This is a genomic window from Marinagarivorans cellulosilyticus (assembly GCF_021655555.1).
GTDB classification, from domain to species: domain Bacteria; phylum Pseudomonadota; class Gammaproteobacteria; order Pseudomonadales; family Cellvibrionaceae; genus Marinagarivorans; species Marinagarivorans cellulosilyticus.
In genome coordinates this window covers 3,501,377-3,517,823 of sequence record NZ_AP023086.1, presented here as the reverse complement: position 1 = coordinate 3,517,823, position 16,447 = coordinate 3,501,377, and the positions used below count along the sequence as shown (strand labels likewise).

Annotated in this window: 15 protein-coding genes; 7 read left to right on the top strand and 8 right to left on the bottom strand. The window is 46.1% G+C overall.

From position 1 onward, the window contains the following. Positions 1–15: 15 nt before the first annotated feature. Genes MARGE09_RS14170 through hldE form a run of 3 tightly spaced genes read left to right on the top strand, consistent with a single transcriptional unit; the run spans position 16 to position 2,920 of the window. Positions 16–834 (top strand): DUF707 domain-containing protein, encoded by an 819-nt coding sequence (locus tag MARGE09_RS14170; RefSeq protein WP_236982911.1) that lies wholly within the window; start codon positions 16–18, stop codon positions 832–834. A 30-nt stretch (positions 835–864) separates the two neighbouring features. Then, on the top strand, positions 865–1,449 hold the full coding sequence (locus MARGE09_RS14165) for a D-sedoheptulose-7-phosphate isomerase (RefSeq protein WP_236982909.1): 585 nt from the start codon (positions 865–867) through the stop codon (positions 1,447–1,449). A gap of 22 nt (positions 1,450–1,471) precedes the next feature. Then, complete coding sequence (hldE, locus tag MARGE09_RS14160) at positions 1,472–2,920, top strand: bifunctional D-glycero-beta-D-manno-heptose-7-phosphate kinase/D-glycero-beta-D-manno-heptose 1-phosphate adenylyltransferase HldE (protein ID WP_236982907.1); 1,449 nt, start codon at positions 1,472–1,474, stop codon at positions 2,918–2,920. 73 nt (positions 2,921–2,993) lie between these two features. Here the strand turns inward: hldE and MARGE09_RS14155 are convergent, their stop codons facing one another. The 5 genes from MARGE09_RS14155 to MARGE09_RS14135 all read right to left on the bottom strand — a co-directional run bounded on the left by MARGE09_RS14155 (position 2,994) and on the right by MARGE09_RS14135 (position 9,667). Beyond that, the gene (locus MARGE09_RS14155; RefSeq protein ID WP_236982905.1) at positions 2,994–4,862 is read right to left on the bottom strand and encodes an Ig-like domain-containing protein; all 1,869 of its coding nucleotides are present in this window, start codon (positions 4,860–4,862) and stop codon (positions 2,994–2,996) included. 130 nt (positions 4,863–4,992) lie between these two features. After that, positions 4,993–5,649 carry a DNA-J related domain-containing protein gene (locus MARGE09_RS14150; protein ID WP_236982903.1) on the bottom strand — a complete coding sequence of 219 codons (657 nt, stop codon included), beginning with the start codon at positions 5,647–5,649 and terminating at the stop codon, positions 4,993–4,995. Position 5,650: 1 nt separating this feature from the next. After that, positions 5,651–6,490 (bottom strand): ion transporter, encoded by an 840-nt coding sequence (locus tag MARGE09_RS14145; RefSeq protein WP_236987375.1) that lies wholly within the window; start codon positions 6,488–6,490, stop codon positions 5,651–5,653. A gap of 105 nt (positions 6,491–6,595) precedes the next feature. Next, positions 6,596–7,969, bottom strand: coding sequence for a cysteine--tRNA ligase (cysS, locus tag MARGE09_RS14140; RefSeq protein WP_236982901.1), 1,374 nt, complete (start codon positions 7,967–7,969; stop codon positions 6,596–6,598). A gap of 39 nt (positions 7,970–8,008) precedes the next feature. Then, entirely contained in the window at positions 8,009–9,667 is a 1,659-nt protein-coding gene (locus MARGE09_RS14135) for a glutamine--tRNA ligase/YqeY domain fusion protein (protein ID WP_236982893.1), read from the bottom strand. Between the two features lie 157 nt (positions 9,668–9,824). Between MARGE09_RS14135 and MARGE09_RS14130 the strand changes: the two genes are divergently transcribed. Together MARGE09_RS14130 and MARGE09_RS14125 are read left to right on the top strand one after the other, a co-directional pair. Continuing rightward, positions 9,825–10,316: a peptidylprolyl isomerase gene (locus MARGE09_RS14130; RefSeq protein ID WP_236982891.1), complete on the top strand. Its 492-nt coding sequence runs from the start codon at positions 9,825–9,827 to the stop codon at positions 10,314–10,316. A 2-nt stretch (positions 10,317–10,318) separates the two neighbouring features. Continuing rightward, positions 10,319–11,050: a UDP-2,3-diacylglucosamine diphosphatase gene (locus tag MARGE09_RS14125; RefSeq protein WP_236982890.1), complete on the top strand. Its 732-nt coding sequence runs from the start codon at positions 10,319–10,321 to the stop codon at positions 11,048–11,050. A gap of 69 nt (positions 11,051–11,119) precedes the next feature. Here the strand turns inward: MARGE09_RS14125 and ttcA are convergent, their stop codons facing one another. Then, on the bottom strand, positions 11,120–11,998 hold the full coding sequence (ttcA, locus tag MARGE09_RS14120) for a tRNA 2-thiocytidine(32) synthetase TtcA (RefSeq protein WP_236982889.1): 879 nt from the start codon (positions 11,996–11,998) through the stop codon (positions 11,120–11,122). A 174-nt stretch (positions 11,999–12,172) separates the two neighbouring features. Between ttcA and MARGE09_RS14115 the strand changes: the two genes are divergently transcribed. Both MARGE09_RS14115 and bioA read left to right on the top strand, forming a co-directional pair. Then, positions 12,173–12,940, top strand: a complete 768-nt coding sequence (locus MARGE09_RS14115) for a PilZ domain-containing protein (protein WP_236982888.1) — start codon at positions 12,173–12,175, stop codon at positions 12,938–12,940. A 75-nt stretch (positions 12,941–13,015) separates the two neighbouring features. Continuing rightward, positions 13,016–14,320: an adenosylmethionine--8-amino-7-oxononanoate transaminase gene (gene bioA / locus MARGE09_RS14110; RefSeq protein ID WP_236982887.1), complete on the top strand. Its 1,305-nt coding sequence runs from the start codon at positions 13,016–13,018 to the stop codon at positions 14,318–14,320. Positions 14,321–14,368: 48 nt separating this feature from the next. On the opposite strand, the gene MARGE09_RS14105 is transcribed toward bioA, so the two are convergent. Beyond that, positions 14,369–16,069, bottom strand: coding sequence for an ATP-binding SpoIIE family protein phosphatase (locus tag MARGE09_RS14105; RefSeq protein ID WP_236982886.1), 1,701 nt, complete (start codon positions 16,067–16,069; stop codon positions 14,369–14,371). A gap of 44 nt (positions 16,070–16,113) precedes the next feature. Further along, positions 16,114–16,413 (bottom strand): STAS domain-containing protein, encoded by a 300-nt coding sequence (locus MARGE09_RS14100; RefSeq protein WP_236982885.1) that lies wholly within the window; start codon positions 16,411–16,413, stop codon positions 16,114–16,116. Positions 16,414–16,447 lie beyond the last annotated feature (34 nt).

The following is a 16,447-nucleotide window of genomic DNA, read 5'->3' as shown; positions in this document are numbered from 1 at the left end:
CTTTAAGGTTTATCAATGGATAAGCGTTTTTTAATCATCGCACGCGTTGGCGATAACTCGCTCCACCCTGAATGGCTAAAAGGAATCACACCCCAGTTCGATATTTTCTTGAGCTATTTTGGCGACCAAGCCGAAAAATACAAAGATCACGCTGATTTTTACGAACAGCAAAAAGGTGGTAAATGGCCTAAGATTGGCGAAATAGTAGAACAGTATTGGGAGCTGATAAGCACCTACGACGCCGTGTGGTTTCCCGATGACGACCTACTGACAGATGCACAAACCATTAACCGGATGTTTTCCCTGTTTAGTGGCCACCAATTATCGCTAGCCCAGCCTGCACTGACTTTACAATCGTTTTACACCTTCCCTGCACTATTACAAAAGCGCAACGTGCACCTGCGCTATGTTAATTTTGTCGAGGTTATGGCGCCCATTGTCAGCCGTGATGCATTATTGAATATTAAGCACACCTTTAGCCAAAGCCCATCTGGCTGGGGACTAGACAGCTTATGGCCCAAACTTATAGGCAATACAGAGCTCAATAAAGTTGCCATTTTGGACGACACCCCTATTACACACACGCGCCCAGTGGGTGGCGAACTTTACAAAAAAAACCCCGAGCTCTCTCCGCAACACGATGTAAAAGCATTGGCCAAGCAGTACAGTAAGCTCAACATTAAGCGCCGCGCATACGAAAACCGCTTTAGGGTATACCAGTACCTAGCCAAATCTGGCAGCAAAGGAGACACTCTTGCTCTTTTTCGCGGTAAGTGGCAAAAAATAGGCTCCCAAATACGCGCAAAGTTTTGCCGCCGCTACCAACCACAATAAATAGGCTAGCAGCCTTTTTAGGGACACTACATGTCATTTCAAGCGCACTATTTATCCAGCTTAAAACGCCATCAAGCCATATTTGAAACACTCGATAAACATGCACAAGACTTGGTAACACTTTACCAACGCTGCGCCGAATCAGTTCAAAATGGTGGGAAATTAATATTCTGCGGCAACGGCGGAAGCGCAGCCGACAGCCAACACTTAGCCGCTGAATTTATGGTTCGCTACAAAGCGGAGCGCGCACCAATCCGAGCCATCGCATTAACAACAGATACATCAATACTAACCGCGCACAGCAACGACTACAGCTTCGATAGTGTTTTTGCTCGCCAAGTACAAGGCCTTGCCGACGCTAAAGATATTGTTATTGGCTTAAGCACCTCAGGTAATAGTCCAAACGTTAATTTAGCGCTAAAAGCCGCTAACAAACTCGGGGCTTACAGCGTCGCTTTCACCGGACGCGATGGCGGTGAAGTCAAAGATATTGCAGCACAAAGCATTATTATTAGTTGCGATGAAACTGCACGCATTCAAGAGGCGCACTTATTTATGGGTCACTGGTTGTGCGAAGCCTTTGACCATACACTAGAACAAAAAGCCTCCCACTAAAAACCTTTTTAGAGCCGACTAAATGATGGACATCGCCGTTTTTAATCAATTTGACCAAGCCAAAATCCTTGTTGTGGGCGACATTATGTTAGATCGCTATTTAGTCGGCGACTCGCAACGCATTTCTCCAGAAGCACCAGTCCCCGTTGTTAAAATAAACAACCAAAACGATAAACTGGGCGGTGCTGCAAACGTAGCCCGCAACATCCGCTATCTAGATGCCAGCGTCGGGCTATTAGGCATTATTGGTGATGACGAAAATGGCGAACGCATAAAAACTCAATTACATGAAGAAAACATTAATGCTCACCTGATAAAAAGCAACAAACCTACGATTACGAAATTGCGCGTCATTAGCCGCAAGCAACAAGTTGTCCGCTTGGACTTTGAAACCCCCTTTGACCAAGGAGATACCCAAGCGCTACCCGATGCACTGGAAACATTACTGCCGCAATATGACCTTGTCGTATTCTCTGATTACAACAAAGGCACGCTCAACAATATTGAATCGCTGATTGAACAAGCCAAGAAAGCAGGCAAAACGGTTTTAGTCGACCCCAAACAAGCTAACCTTGCCGCTTATAGCGGGGCAGATCTAATCACGCCCAACCTTAGCGAATTTGTACTAGCCGGCGGCTTGGTGGAATCTGAAGAAGATATCGCCAGCAGCGCAAGGCAATTACTGAAGAGCGCAAATATCGCCAGTATGCTACTCACGCGCAGTGAACAAGGCATGTCGGTGATTAATCAAACAGAAAAAACAGACTTCCCCGCCAAAGTACGTGAGGTCAGCGATGTCACCGGCGCCGGCGACACCGTTATTGCAACCATGGCAGTAATGAAAGCCCTAGGACAAAGCGATAGCAGTGCAGCCGAAGTGGCCAATTTGGCCGCCGGCATTGTAGTTGCCAAACTCGGCGCTGAAGTTGTTTCGCCAGAAGAATTAGCCGCCGCAGTCAACGAACAACTACTAACTCACGGCACTCACTATCAATGCCCTGCAGAGCAGGTTTTTCGACACATATCATTAGCCCGCAAGGCCGGTGAAAAAATTGTCTTTACCAACGGTTGTTTTGACATTCTTCATGCCGGTCATATTAGCTACCTTGAAAAAGCCAAGTCCCTCGGGCACAGGCTAGTAGTTGGGCTCAATAGCGATGACAGCATTAGCCGCCTTAAAGGACCCTCGCGCCCCATTAATGAATTCGCACATCGAGCCACATTATTAACTGCCCTCAAATCCGTCGACTGGGTTATCCCTTTTGGCGGCGAAGGCAACGATACGCCGCTAGATTTAATCAATACATTACAGCCCGATGTGCTCGTTAAGGGCGGCGACTATACCCTAGAGACAATCGTAGGCGCCAAAGAAACCTTAGCGCGTGGAGGCGAAGTAAAAATGATAGAGTTCGTCAACGGGTGCTCAACAACAAAAACAATCGAGAAAATACAAAAAATAGCGATTTCTTAATCGATATTTTATATTTTCCCGTAAAGAAAAAAGGCCGGTGTTTGTGCACCGGCCTTTTTTATCCCCCTTTAAACTAATCCAAAACCTCGCGAATATATACAGTCACATCTTTCGCGCACTGCCCCTCGCATGTATCAGGGGTGCTTGGCGGCATCCTGTCGCGGTTGTACACAAACAAGCTGTCACTCTCATCTAAACGCGTGTTACTACGCTGTGCATTCGACAAAGGAATTAGGCTGCGCCGAGTACCATCAGCACCATGGCAACCTTCACAGTAATTAATGTAATTGGTCTTGCCCGCTGCTAGCTGCACGGTGTGCTTCTCTTCGTCGGTCAAACTAGATTCTAATTCTTTTAAGTACTCAATCACATCTGCTGCACACTGCCCAGAGCATGTCTTTGCATAGCCATCAGGAAAACCCTGCGGGCCAAGTGGCATACCCAGATCTACCATAGCAAAGAGATCAACACTCGAATACGTATAGTAAGTCGTTAACAAATAGTCAGTGCCTTGCTTTAGTGGGAATAACGATACATCCTCGCTACCACCAATACCGCGATCACCGTGGCAGCCAGCACACTGTAATTGATACTCCACTTTACCCGTTGCAGCATCCCCCACCAATGCAGAGTAATCCGCATGCTTTTCGCCAAGCGGGCCTTTTATATAAGTCGCTACGTTACGCGCGCATTGATCAACGCAGCCAGTGACATAGCTTTTTGGCATTAATTCATCGATTAATTTATACAGCGAATAGCTTTGACCATTACGAGCATAGCTATCTTTTGCAGGCACTAAACTTGGGCCGCCATCACCACTTTCACCGAAAGAGCCGTGACAGGTAATGCACAATTGCTGGTATTGATGCTCACCCCATTTGGGGTCACCAGCCGAAGGCGACGCACTATTAGAGACACTAACAATATTAACAGCCTTACCTTGGCCGCCCTTATCATCCGATGCCACTAACTGCAATGTATGCTCACCCATCATTAAATCTTTCAATAAAGGATTACCTGCTGCGCGCCACTCAAAAGGCGGGTTGGTATCAACCCCTATCAGGTTTCCATTAATACTCAAACTAACTTCTTTTACCTCGCCGTCGGCATCGCTCGCCTCAACGAGCACATCAAGCGATGAACCCACCGGAAGCCGTAAATTGCTGGCCGGAGACATAAAAGAAACAACAGGGAAATCATTTTGCTCAAGTACGGTAAATGCAATCTCTTGAACGGCGGTGCCATTACGGTTATCTGTTGCGATGGCACGTAGAACATAATCACCTTGCAGCATATCTTGTAGCTGGGTTAAAACGCTCGAAGGCCAAACATAAGGCGCCTCGGTAAGCTGGGCTACACGCTGGTTATTGAGTAGCAGCAAAATACTTTCAATCTTGCCGTCACTATCACCTGCCGTCATGCTCACATCAATAGACGAGCGGAAAGGCAATACATCGCCATCCACAGGGTAAGTAAACGACAAGGTTGGATTGATATTCACAGTCGAATTAACACTGATTAACTGACTAACACTCCCCTTCAACCCCAAAGCGTCCTCTGCCACCAACTGAATAACATGACTGCCAGCATCCAAGGTATTCATAACTGCCGCAGGCCAGCTAAACGGAGCCTGCTGTACAGACGAAACAAAAACGTTATTGATATAAAGAGAGACCGACTTAAGATTATCATCAGGGTCACTCGCCTCAGCGACCACATCCAACTGCCCTAGACCTTGATCAAAAGTGTAGCCTTGCGCTGGGGATGCAAAACTCACTAATGGGGCTGAATTTGTCGGCGCCGACGAGCTGCTTATCGAACTGGCTGCCGAAGAAATCCCCGCCATACTGGATGAGCTGGCTGGCGGATCTGTGGCTACACAAGCAGATAACAATAAAGTAAAAGTAGGCGCAAGAATGCGGGTGAGGGTTGGCGTGAGCATAACAATCAACCTTGGAAGGTATTAATCAAAGTTGACATTATCGTCAGTCACTCATCCGGCGCAATAGCGTAAAGTAAAGATACCGATGGCATTTGGTCACACTGTTAAACAGCCCTCATTCCACCGCAAATTAGCCTGCGGCGTAAGTACTTCTGAGCGTCTTTAAGCGGTCGTAAGCTGTTTTAACGGCGACAAATGTATCGGCATCGCCGCCTTTATCGGGGTGATGCTTGGCCGCCAATGCGCGATAAGCCTGCTGAATCTCCGGCCAGCCGGCATCAATGGGTACGCCCAAAACGTCATAGGCCGAATCAGCTCGCTGATATGCGCCAAAACGCACCCAAAAATCAGCTAGCAGTTTATTTACACTCTCGGGGGTGGCCTGCGCTAAAGTTGCAATATCATCATAAAACTCAGCAATTAGGCTATCGCTTGCGAGCGTTACGTTTTTGCCTGCCGCTGTTTCAAGCCTGTAAAAACGCAAATGCATTAGCTCAAAGCGGATCCCCCAACCACACAAGCTAAAACGTTTTCTTAAACGATAAAGCGATCGCCGGACGACAAAATGCTTAGCAAATAACGCTAAACTGGCCGGTAAATTTTCTAAGCCCGTAAAAAATTTTTGAGACTCTAAATGCTGAATTAATGAATATTCATCAAACTCTACGCCCTCGGCCATAAGCAAAGGCTCTATGTGCCGATAAAGCGCATCCTCAACAGCTTCAAAGCAGAGAGTCTCTAACCAAGGCTCTAATACCGCATTAGTATTAGTATCGCTGCTCTCCAAATTATTTTCCCGCCTTCGCTTGTAATTGCATTAGCTCTTTTAGCTCGGCCAACTCTGCTCGAATAATCTGCAGCTGATCCAACTCTTCTAAATGTAGCTCTTCAACAGTATCGTCCTTTTGCTTTTGCCGCTCCTCTTCCAATACATTAACCACAATGCCAATAACCATATTTAAAAACGCGAATGCAGTGAAGAAGATGAATGTTAAGTAAAAAATCCAGCTAAACGGGTACTCAACCTGCGTTTCATACATAACATCTGTCCAATCCTCAAATGTCATCACCCGAAACAGCGTCAGCATGCTAATGGCAATATCACCCCATAAAGTGGGGTTGACCTGAGCAAAAAAAGTACTGCCTACTGCTGCATAAATATAGAAAATAATAAACATTAGCAGCATTACATAACCCAACTGTGGCAAGGCCTTAAGTAGGGAATTCAATAATAAACGTAGCTCTGGGATAATTGAAATCATCCGCAACACACGGAAAATCCTAATCAAACGCCCAACAACTGCCAACTCACTATTATCAATAGGGATTAAACTTATCGTAACAATAAGGGTATCGAAAATATTCCAACCACTTTTAAAGAAATTCCGCTTAACGGGCTCTGCCAAAAAGCGGATAACGATCTCGATTAGAAAAATAACAGTGATTAGCCAATCCAATATAATGACCAGATTGTTAACAAATGGCGGAATAGGATAAGTTTTTACACCAATAACTAATGCCGAGAAGACAATAATAGAAATAACAAACCACTCAAAAACCTTATTGTGGCGGATGCGAAAAAACAAATTAGTACTCGCAGTGCTTTCTAGCCCTGCTTCTGGTGGCATGCTTGACATAACAACCTGCAAACAAAAATATCGATAATAAAAAACCGCGTTAAGAAAACTTAGCGCGGCCTTGCATTAAGTGCTTATGCATCCTGCATTACTCGGCTACTCAAAACGCCATGTGGTACCTTCTTTTGAATCTTCTAGCACAACCCCTTGAGCAAGCAGCATGTCGCGGATCTCGTCGGAGCGTACCCAATTTTTAGCCGCTCTCGCTGCTAGCCTTTCTTCAATTAAGGCATCAATTTTTGCGGCATCCATTCCAGATTTAACGGTAGATTTAAACCATTCTTCCGGGTCTTGCTGCAATATGCCCATTAAATTGGCTACCGCCAACAGCTCTGATTTAAGCGCGGGCAATTCGCTTTCTTGCGCCTTATTAATACGCTTAGTCAACTGGTGTAATTCACTAATAGCCTGCGGCGTATTAAGATCATCTAGCAAGGCTTTATAAGCAGCACTGTCTGCCAATACCGTGGCTGCCTCCTCCACGCTATCAACTTTTCGAAGCGCACCGTAAATGCCGTCTAAACTTGCCGCCGATTGGTCCAGCAAATCAACCGAAAAGTCCAACTCACTACGATATTGAGCCGATAGCAATGCAAAGCGAATCACTTCGCCTTTATAAGAGCCTAATAGATCTCTAACGGTTTTAAAATTGCCTAAACTTTTAGACATTTTTTCTCCGTCAATATTGACATATCCGTTGTGCATCCAGTATTTCACATACTGTTCACCACCATGTGCGCACTCACTTTGAGCCAATTCATTCTCGTGGTGCGGAAATATTAAATCGCGCCCCCCACCATGCACATCAATGGTATTGCCTAGGTGTTTTTCTATCATAGCCGAGCACTCTAAATGCCACCCTGGACGCCCCCGCCCCCACGGGCTTGGCCAGCCGGGCTCATCCTCAGCAGATGGCTTCCACAATACAAAGTCGCCAGCATATTTTTTGTAATCTGCTACCTCTACCCTTGCGCCATCAAGCATTGCATCGATACTTTGCCCGCTAAGCTTGCCATAATTTGGCATAGACTTAACATCAAACAACACATGCCCCTGAGCTTCATAGGCATGCCCTTTTTCTACTAAGTTCGAAACCATTGCCACCATATCGGTCACATGATGGGTAGCATAGGGCACGATTGACGGTTGTAAATTATTGAGCGCCGCCATGTCCGCTTCGAATTCACGCGCAAAACGGCCGGCGAGCGATTCAATTGTTTCGCCAACATCATTGGCTGTCTTCATTATTTTATCGTCAATATCGGTGATGTTTCGCGCATAGGTCACTTTCGGGTAAAGGCTTTGAAGTACGCGAAACAATGTATCAAAGACAACAACCGGGCGCGCATTACCAATATGGACAAAGTTGTATACCGTTGGCCCGCACACATACATGCGCACATCGCTCGGGTCAACGGGAGTAAAAGGCTCTTTAATTCGTTTTTGTGTGTTGTAAACAACTAAACTCATATTCATCTCTATAATCTTTTAATAGGCCAAGCAGCGAATTTAATTACCGCCATTCCAGCTATCGCGCAAACTAATCGTACGGTTAAATACCAAGGTTTCAGCATGGCTATCGCGACAAAAATAACCTTCGCGCTCAAATTGGTAGGCCGCAGTAGATGCTGCATTTAACAAGCCCTTTTCACCAACGCAACTTGGCAATACTGTCAAGCTTTCGGGGTTGATAAAATCCAAAAAGTTTTTATCGCCAGAATCTGGCGACGGGTCGTTAAATAAACGATCATAAAGGCGCACCTCAAATGTGGCGTGATCATGCGCTGCTACCCATTGAATAACGCCTTTAGCCTTAATACCATCTTCCGGGTCATTTCCTACGGTATTTTCAATAATTCGCGCTTCTACAGCAATTATTTCACCGGCTTCATTTTTAACCGCTTTATCGGCCTCGATAATATAAGCGCTTCGCAAACGTACACGCTTGCCAATGACTAAGCGTTTATACTTTTTGTTCGCCTCCTCCCTAAAATCATCTTCATCAATAAAAATTTCGCGCCCAAACGGTAATGTCCTTGCCGGCAAATCATCGCGCTGAGGATGCCCTGGTGCATTAAGCAGCTCGGTTTTGTCCTCAGGGTAATTCGTCAAAATCACCTTTAAAGGCCTTAGTACACACATAGCCCTTGGCGCATTTTTGTCCAAGTCATCGCGAATTGCATGCTCAAGCATTGCGACATCAACAACACCATCACTTTTACTTACACCAATCATTTCGCAAAATTTGCGTAAAGCGCCTGGGGTATAACCTCGGCGGCGGTAGCCTGCAATAGTCGGCATGCGCGGGTCATCCCAGCCATCAACATGCTCCTCGTCAACCAACTGCTTAAGCTTACGCTTGCTGGTAACCGTGTAATTTAAGTTTAAGCGCCCAAATTCGTACTGCTTTGGCTGGCTCGGTACCGGCAAATGCTCGATCAACCAGTTGTATAGCGGCCGATGGTCGGCAAACTCAAGGGTACAAATAGAATGCGTAACGCCTTCGATGGCATCTTCTTGACCATGAGCAAAATCATAATTCGGGTAAATGCACCATTTATCACCCGTTTGGTGATGCAATTGCTTGCGAATACGATACAAAATTGGGTCGCGCATATTGATATTGCCATTGGCCATATCAATTTTTGCACGCAATACACAGGCGCCTTCATCAAACTCGCCAGCTTTCATTTTTTCGAATAAAGCTTGGTTTTCTTCAGCGCTGCGCTCACGGTAAGGCGAATTTTTACCAGTATGTTTTAGCGTGCCGCGATATTCTCGCGCCTCATCAGGTGACAAATCGCAAACATAAGCATGTCCGCTTTGTATTAAGTGGATGGCCCACTCATATAAAGTATCAAAATAGCTGGATGCGTAACGTACATCACCCGCCCAGCGGTAACCTAGCCAAGTAACGTCTTCTTTAATGGCATCGATATATTGCTGCTCTTCTTTGGCTGGGTTGGTGTCATCGAAGCGTAAATTGCACTCACCACCAAACTCTTCGGCAAGGCCAAAATTCAAACAAATTGATTTTGCATGACCTATATGCAAATAACCATTAGGCTCCGGTGGAAAGCGTGTAACCACTTTGGCATGCTTGCCTGCATCGAGATCCGCTTTGATGAGTTGCTGGAGAAAATTCATGGGTTTGACGGTGTCAGTCATATCTAGCCTGTATTAATACGGTAATAAACAGCCCGCAAGGTTCCGGTTTGCAAGCAAAACGCGTATTATAGCGGCCCTTTTGACGTAAGCCAGCTAAATGGTCATCTACCGATGCCACACTCTGGATCTATAGCATTCTCTCGGACAGGAGCAAGAGATGATTACACTGCACACTAACTACGGTGATATTGAGCTTGAACTCGATTTTGACAAAGCACCGAAATCCGCAGCTAACTTTAAGCAATACGCCGAAGATGGCTTTTATAACGGCACTATATTCCACCGCGTCATTAACAACTTCATGATTCAAGGCGGTGGATTCGACGAGAACATGTCACAAAAGAAGACCCGTGACACCATTGAAAACGAAGCGGATAACGGCCTAAAGAATGACACTGGCACCATTGCAATGGCCCGCACAGCGGACCCGCATAGCGCAACAGCCCAATTCTTTATTAACGTTGCTGATAACGACTTCCTTAACCACTCGAGCAAAACATCACAAGGTTGGGGATATGCAGTATTTGGCAAGGTTACCAACGGCATGGACGTTGTCGAAAAGCTGAAAACGGTAAAAACAGGTAGCGCCGGCCCTCACCAAGATGTGCCCGCTGAGGCGGTTGTCATCGAGCGAGTTACCGTCGCGTAAACATGGCTACTTATTTTATATCTGATTTGCACCTTAGCCCTGAGCGCCCTGAAATTACCGCAGCGCTTGAGAGTTTTTTAGCCAACCAAGCCAAAGACGCAACCGCTTTGTACATTCTAGGCGACTTCTTTGATGCCTGGGTTGGCGACGACGACCACTGCGACTTCGCCACTCACATCAAAGAACTGCTCATCGCACAAAGCAAGCGCGGCGTTAAAGTCTTTTTTATTCGCGGCAACCGCGACTTTATGATTGGCGAAGCCTTGGCAAACGCCTGCGGCTTTACCTTGCTTGAAGACGAAACCGTTGTAGAGCTTTATGGCAAGCGCGTTTTACTGATGCACGGCGATACACTTTGCACTGCAGACGTGGAGTACCAGCAGTTCCGCAAAATGGTGCGCAACCCCGTATGGCAGCAACAAGTTCTTGCTTTACCGATCAATCAGCGCCGCGCAATGGCCGCTGACTTGCGCAGCAAAAGCCAATCGATGAACGCCATGAAAGCTGAAGACATTATGGATGTGACCCCTGATGAGGTCGTAAACATTATGGATGAGTACCGCGTCAAAGTATTGATTCACGGCCATACCCATCGCCCTGCTCATCATCAATTTGATGAAAAAGGAAAGAGCCATAGCCGCTGGGTTCTTGGAGACTGGCACTCTAATGCACGCTACCTTCGCGCCGACGAAGACGGAATAGAGCTTAAAGAACTTGAGATTACACAGCCTTAAGCTCGCAGCTACGGCTTTATCACTCACAAAAACGGGGCTAATTAGCCCCGTTTTTCATTGCCTGTACAACTAGTTGGCCACATTCACCGCATGTATTTTTACGCCTTCGTTATGACGAGGATTGTCCTCAACCGCCTCCGAGCGATCAATCTCTAAATTCACGAAGTCAAAGATGCTTTTATCCGCCAATTGTGACGGTGAAACCTTTTGTAAAGCGGTAAAAATAGTTTCCACCCGACCTGGAAACTCTTTATCCCACCCTTGCAGCATCGCTTTGACATTCTGGCGCTGAAGATTTTCCTGCGAGCCACAAAGATTACATGGAATAATCGGAAAGCCTCTTTCTTTGGCATAACGCTCAATATCAGACTCGCGGCAATAGGCCATCGGCCGAATCACGATATTTCGGCCATCATCGGCGCGAAGTTTTGGCGGCATTGCTTTTAAGCGACCGCCATGAAATAAATTCAAGAACAGCGTTTCTACTATGTCGTCTTTGTGGTGGCCCAACGCGATTTTGGTTGCTCCAATGCGCTCAGCAAACCCGTAGAGCGTGCCACGCCTTAGCCGCGAGCACAGGCCACAGGTTGTCTTCCCCTCCGGAATCACGGACTTCACCACACTATAGGTATCTTTTTCGATGATGTGATACTCAATACCCAGCGTATCTAAATAAGCGGGCAGGATATGCTCAGGAAAACCAGGCTGCTTTTGATCCATATTCACCGCGACAACGTCGAAATTGACTGGCGCAATCCTTTTAAGCGCCAACAACATATCGAGCATTGCATAAGAGTCCTTGCCGCCAGACAAACACGCCATCACACGATCGCCCTCTTCGATCATGTTGTAATCAATAATGGCGGAGCCGGTTAAACGGCGAAGGCGCTTTTGCAGCTTATTGAATTCGTAGCGCGCTTTATTTTCAGGTGATTGAACAGTCGACAACCTAGTAACTCCGAGAAAAAGGCGACATTGTACGGTTATTGTTCACAACAGCAAACCACACAATAAGCTTTGAGCTGCCACTGACCGCAAAAATACCAAACAAGTTGGGCGCGATTGTTGCTACGCCCTTAGAGAACATAAGTATTTAGTCAATTTTTTAACGAGGTTTAGCCCATGGGTTTCGCATCTTTACTTCAATGGCTCCCTAGCACCGCAAGCAATGAGATTGATTTAAGCACCGCTAAAGTCACTCTACAACAGTGGCGAATTCTTGCCGATGCAAAGCACAAAAGGCTGCCGCTTATTCTTTACTCAACGCGAGAGTACCGCGGCCAAGGCTATCAATCACTGGTATTGAAAACAGATCAAAAAACACAAACGTGCTTTATTGATATGCCGCTACCGGCATTGCCTAGCGACCACCTGTCACTGCCCAAACGCATATATGCCACCTTAAAATACCCTGGAACCTATCAACACTGGCAAATTGAAGGCAAAATTACCGAGCGAGCACAAGCCGGTGATGGCCCATACTTTAAGTTGCACATCGAGACCATGAAATTCTGCAAAGACCGCAGAAACCAAGCCCGTTTTAACTTTAGCGACAAAAGTGCCGAGGTTACCTGCTCGCCTCCAATGGAGCCCCCAATTTACGGTAACTTAGAAAACATAAGTATGGGAGGGCTTTGCTTTAACGCGCGCGGCAACCCGCAGCAAAGCGATGCATTTTACCTTGCCAATCAAAGCCGGAAGACGCTGATCCCTTCAAGCATTGAGCTCAATAGCGATGACAAGCTCAATGTGGAGCTAGAAGTTCTTTCGCTACAGGTCATAAAAAAACCCTACCTTCACACAAAGGTGCGCGCAAGATTTAAAAGCTTAACACCAAGCCAGCAACACATATTAGCCGCCCTCACAGAAAAACTCAGCGAAACCGCCTAGGCAATACAATCGCGCATTGCATCCAAGCCAAAGAGACTGCTACCCTTCGCTCTTTTGGCTTGCCCTCACTTAATTATGTCCCCTGAAGAAATTCTCGATCTCGATAGAAAAACACTGTGGCACCCATACAGCAATACCAACGCAGACAACCCGTTATTCGCGGTAAAGTCAGCACACGGCTGCACACTCACACTGGCTGACGGCCGAAGGATTATCGACGGCATGGCCTCATGGTGGAGCGCCGTACACGGCTACAACCACCCAAGTCTTAACGGCGCCGCCACTGCACAACTTAACGACATGGCGCACGTCATGTTTGGAGGCCTAACCCACGAGCCGGCTGTAGAACTCGCCAAGAACCTAACCACTTTAACCCCGGATGGCCTAGACCGCGTGTTTTTGGCCGACTCGGGCTCAGTCAGCGTTGAAGTCGCCCTAAAAATGGCACGCCAATACTGGATTGCCAAAAAACAGCCACGCAAACAAAAAATTATCGCTTTTGAAGGGGCTTATCACGGCGACACATATGGCGCCATGAGCGTCTGCGACCCTCATAACGGCATGCACCAATTATTTTCGGACTGCGCCGAAAACACATTTTTTTGCCCAACACCTTCACCTAACTTTGGGCAAACCTGTAAAGCGGAAGACATAACAGCCCTAGAGCAAACGCTACAAAAGTACTCACACGAAATAGCCGCTATTATTATCGAGCCAATTGTTCAGGGCGCAGGCGGCATGCGATTTTATTCTGCGGATTTTTTATCCAAAGCCAAATCACTAAGCCAACAATACAACGTTCTATTCATTGCCGACGAAATTGCAACCGGCTTTGGCCGAACAGGGAAATGGTTTGCCTGTGATCACGCCAACATTTCGCCCGATATTTTATGCCTAGGCAAAGCGCTTACGGGTGGCTATATGACACTTGCCGCCACCTTATGCAGCGAAGAAATAGCCAGCACAATTAGTCAAAGTGAAGCCGGCGCACTTATGCACGGCCCAACATTTATGGGTAACCCATTAGCCTGCGCCGTAGCAAATGCCAGCATTGAATTACTCAAGAAAAATCAATGGCCTGAGCAAGTCAAAAATATTGAAGGCCAACTTAAAACAGGCTTAAGCAACATAAGTAGTATTGAGGGGGTAAAAGAGGTTCGAACTTTTGGCGCCATTGGCGTTGTTGAGCTGGAGACGCCCGTTGATATGCAACGTATTCAACCCTTTATTGTAAAGCAAGGTGTATGGCTACGCCCCTTTGGCCGCCTGCTTTACACCATGCCCCCCTACTGCATTTCGACACACGAGCTACATAAAATTTGCGAAGCCATGAAAAAAACATGCGAGTTTCACCGCGACACCCAAGGCAAAAAAAGCTAAAAGACTAAAGGGGGGAATTTAGCGCAGCATCGTTAACGCTGCGCAACGCTAACTAAAGGTATAAACCGCCGTTACAGTGCTACCACAGTCACTGTAATCAAGTGACTCGCAAAATGTTTCAAGCAGCGATAACCCTCGACCATAACTTACATCGTCATTATCTTGCCGAGCCTTGCGGGCTGTAACATCAAAACCGTCACCGCTATCGGCAATTACAATTTTAAGCCTATTCGGTTCAGCACTTTCGGAACTGCCACGAATGTACTGCATTTCAATATTAATGTATTCGCTTTCGATGGCCTCCAGCCTTTGCCCCCGCAAACGGTAGTACTCATCAAAGCCATCTGGCGTTTCTTTTAAAGCAGAAGACAAGCCTAATACCCCATGCTCTAAAGCATTTGAATATAGCTCACTAATAATGGTGAAAATTTTATCTTGATGCAGCTCAACGCCTTGTATTGTCCCTAAAAACTTACCGACCTGAAGCACGATATCACTAGAGCGTAAGTCATCCGCCGACAAATGCATCTTTAATTGCCATGGAAAACTTTTTGCATTGCGGTAATCTGCCCCCACATCGGTTATTTTTTTTGTAGCGGCACAACGGTGTATTACCGGAGAGCACAGCAGCTCAACAACCGTAACATCATCGGCTTGCTCGCAGCCGTTGGTAAACTCGCGCACCGAGGCCACTAACTCATCAACCACGTCGCCACCGCCAATCACAATGGCATCAATACCGTCCAAACCAAACTCTTCACCCTGAAGGTTTTTAGCTTCATTAATACCGTCAGTAAAAATATATAAAGCCGTATTCTCTGGCAGCTCAACAAGCTCAATGCGCTCATCAAACTCGTCTTCCTCCATCACCCCTAAAGGCATATGTAGGGATTGCAACTTAAGCAACTCTTGAACTCCAGGCTGCCGGCAAACAATATCGTTCATCCCGCCCATCCAAAACTGAACTTGCCTCCCTTGTGGTTCAAGGTATAAAAGTGCAGCGCAAAAGAACATACCTTGGGGTAATAAACGCAACAAACGGCGATTCATAATACGGGCGATATTACTTACACTTTCCTGCCGCGCGACACAGTCGTAAAAAATACTGGAAACAGGCAAGGAGCCAACAGCGGCAGATAATCCATGCCCCGTAAAATCTCCAACTAACAGATAAACTCCACCAGCAGGCGACGGGGCAGAAATTAATAAGTCGCCATTAAATAACGAGGCTGGAGAGGTGTAGCCTGTGACATTGTCACATACGGTATCAATCACACCCACGTCATTTGAGAAGATGTGCTCAACAATGCGGTGCTCGCGATCCATTAATCTTTTGTGGTATTCCAACTCTTCATTGACAGACTTTAAACTGTTGTACATATCTTGGCTGCGTGCATGTGCTTTTAACTTTGAAATAAGAATGCTTTCATTGATGGGCTTTGGTACAAAATCATCGCCGCCGGCATCTAGGCACTGAACGAGCACATCAGCATTATCCAATGCCGTTACAAATATGATGGTGACAAAACGATTTGAAGCAATGGTTTTAATGGCCTTTGTAGCCTCAATGCCATCCATAATGGGCATATTTACGTCCATTAAAATCAGCTGGATATCTTCATCACCCGCAAAAAGTTCGCATGCTATCTGGCCATTTTCAGCCTCGACACATTCGTGCCCCTCGTCTTCTAAAATAAAAACAAGGAGCTCTCGGTTATAAGCATGATCATCAACAATTAATATTTTCATAGACTTACAACCAACACCGCAAAACCTGTAGCAACACTTTAAAACTACTCAATGACAAAACGCTGATCAAAGCGAGATATCGTGAGTATTTTACGAATTTGCTCATTAACGGAAACAATTTTTATTGTTGCACTTGAGGACTTAAAATAATTCTTCACGTTAAGAAGCATGCCCAAAGCCGAGCTATCCATATAGCGGGTATGGGTAAAATCAATGCTCACCTCTTTGCTTTTTTCTAAAGATATACCCTCATAACAAGCACGAAACTCTTCAACGCGCTTAAAATCAAAGACATCATCCAGTACTAAAATAAACTTTCCATTTTCGCGCTCTTCAACAATCATAATTATTACGCCTGTAAGTGTTAAGGTTACCGAT

Excerpts from the sequence above, each read along its gene's own strand:
- MARGE09_RS14125 (WP_236982890.1), top strand. The coding sequence starts at position 10,319 with ATGGCTACTTATTTTATATCTGATTTGCACCTTAGCCCTGAGCGCCCT.
- MARGE09_RS14165 (WP_236982909.1), top strand. The coding sequence starts at position 865 with ATGTCATTTCAAGCGCACTATTTATCCAGCTTAAAACGCCATCAAGCC.
- bioA (WP_236982887.1), top strand. The coding sequence starts at position 13,016 with ATGTCCCCTGAAGAAATTCTCGATCTCGATAGAAAAACACTGTGGCAC.
- MARGE09_RS14115 (WP_236982888.1), top strand. The coding sequence starts at position 12,173 with ATGGGTTTCGCATCTTTACTTCAATGGCTCCCTAGCACCGCAAGCAAT.
- MARGE09_RS14170 (WP_236982911.1), top strand. The coding sequence starts at position 16 with ATGGATAAGCGTTTTTTAATCATCGCACGCGTTGGCGATAACTCGCTC.
- MARGE09_RS14130 (WP_236982891.1), top strand. The coding sequence starts at position 9,825 with ATGATTACACTGCACACTAACTACGGTGATATTGAGCTTGAACTCGAT.
- hldE (WP_236982907.1), top strand. The coding sequence starts at position 1,472 with ATGATGGACATCGCCGTTTTTAATCAATTTGACCAAGCCAAAATCCTT.
- MARGE09_RS14105 (WP_236982886.1), bottom strand. The coding sequence starts at position 16,069 with ATGAAAATATTAATTGTTGATGATCATGCTTATAACCGAGAGCTCCTT.
- MARGE09_RS14100 (WP_236982885.1), bottom strand. The coding sequence starts at position 16,413 with ATGATTGTTGAAGAGCGCGAAAATGGAAAGTTTATTTTAGTACTGGAT.
- cysS (WP_236982901.1), bottom strand. The coding sequence starts at position 7,969 with ATGAGTTTAGTTGTTTACAACACACAAAAACGAATTAAAGAGCCTTTT.
- MARGE09_RS14155 (WP_236982905.1), bottom strand. The coding sequence starts at position 4,862 with ATGCTCACGCCAACCCTCACCCGCATTCTTGCGCCTACTTTTACTTTA.
- MARGE09_RS14145 (WP_236987375.1), bottom strand. The coding sequence starts at position 6,490 with ATGCCACCAGAAGCAGGGCTAGAAAGCACTGCGAGTACTAATTTGTTT.
- MARGE09_RS14135 (WP_236982893.1), bottom strand. The coding sequence starts at position 9,667 with ATGACTGACACCGTCAAACCCATGAATTTTCTCCAGCAACTCATCAAA.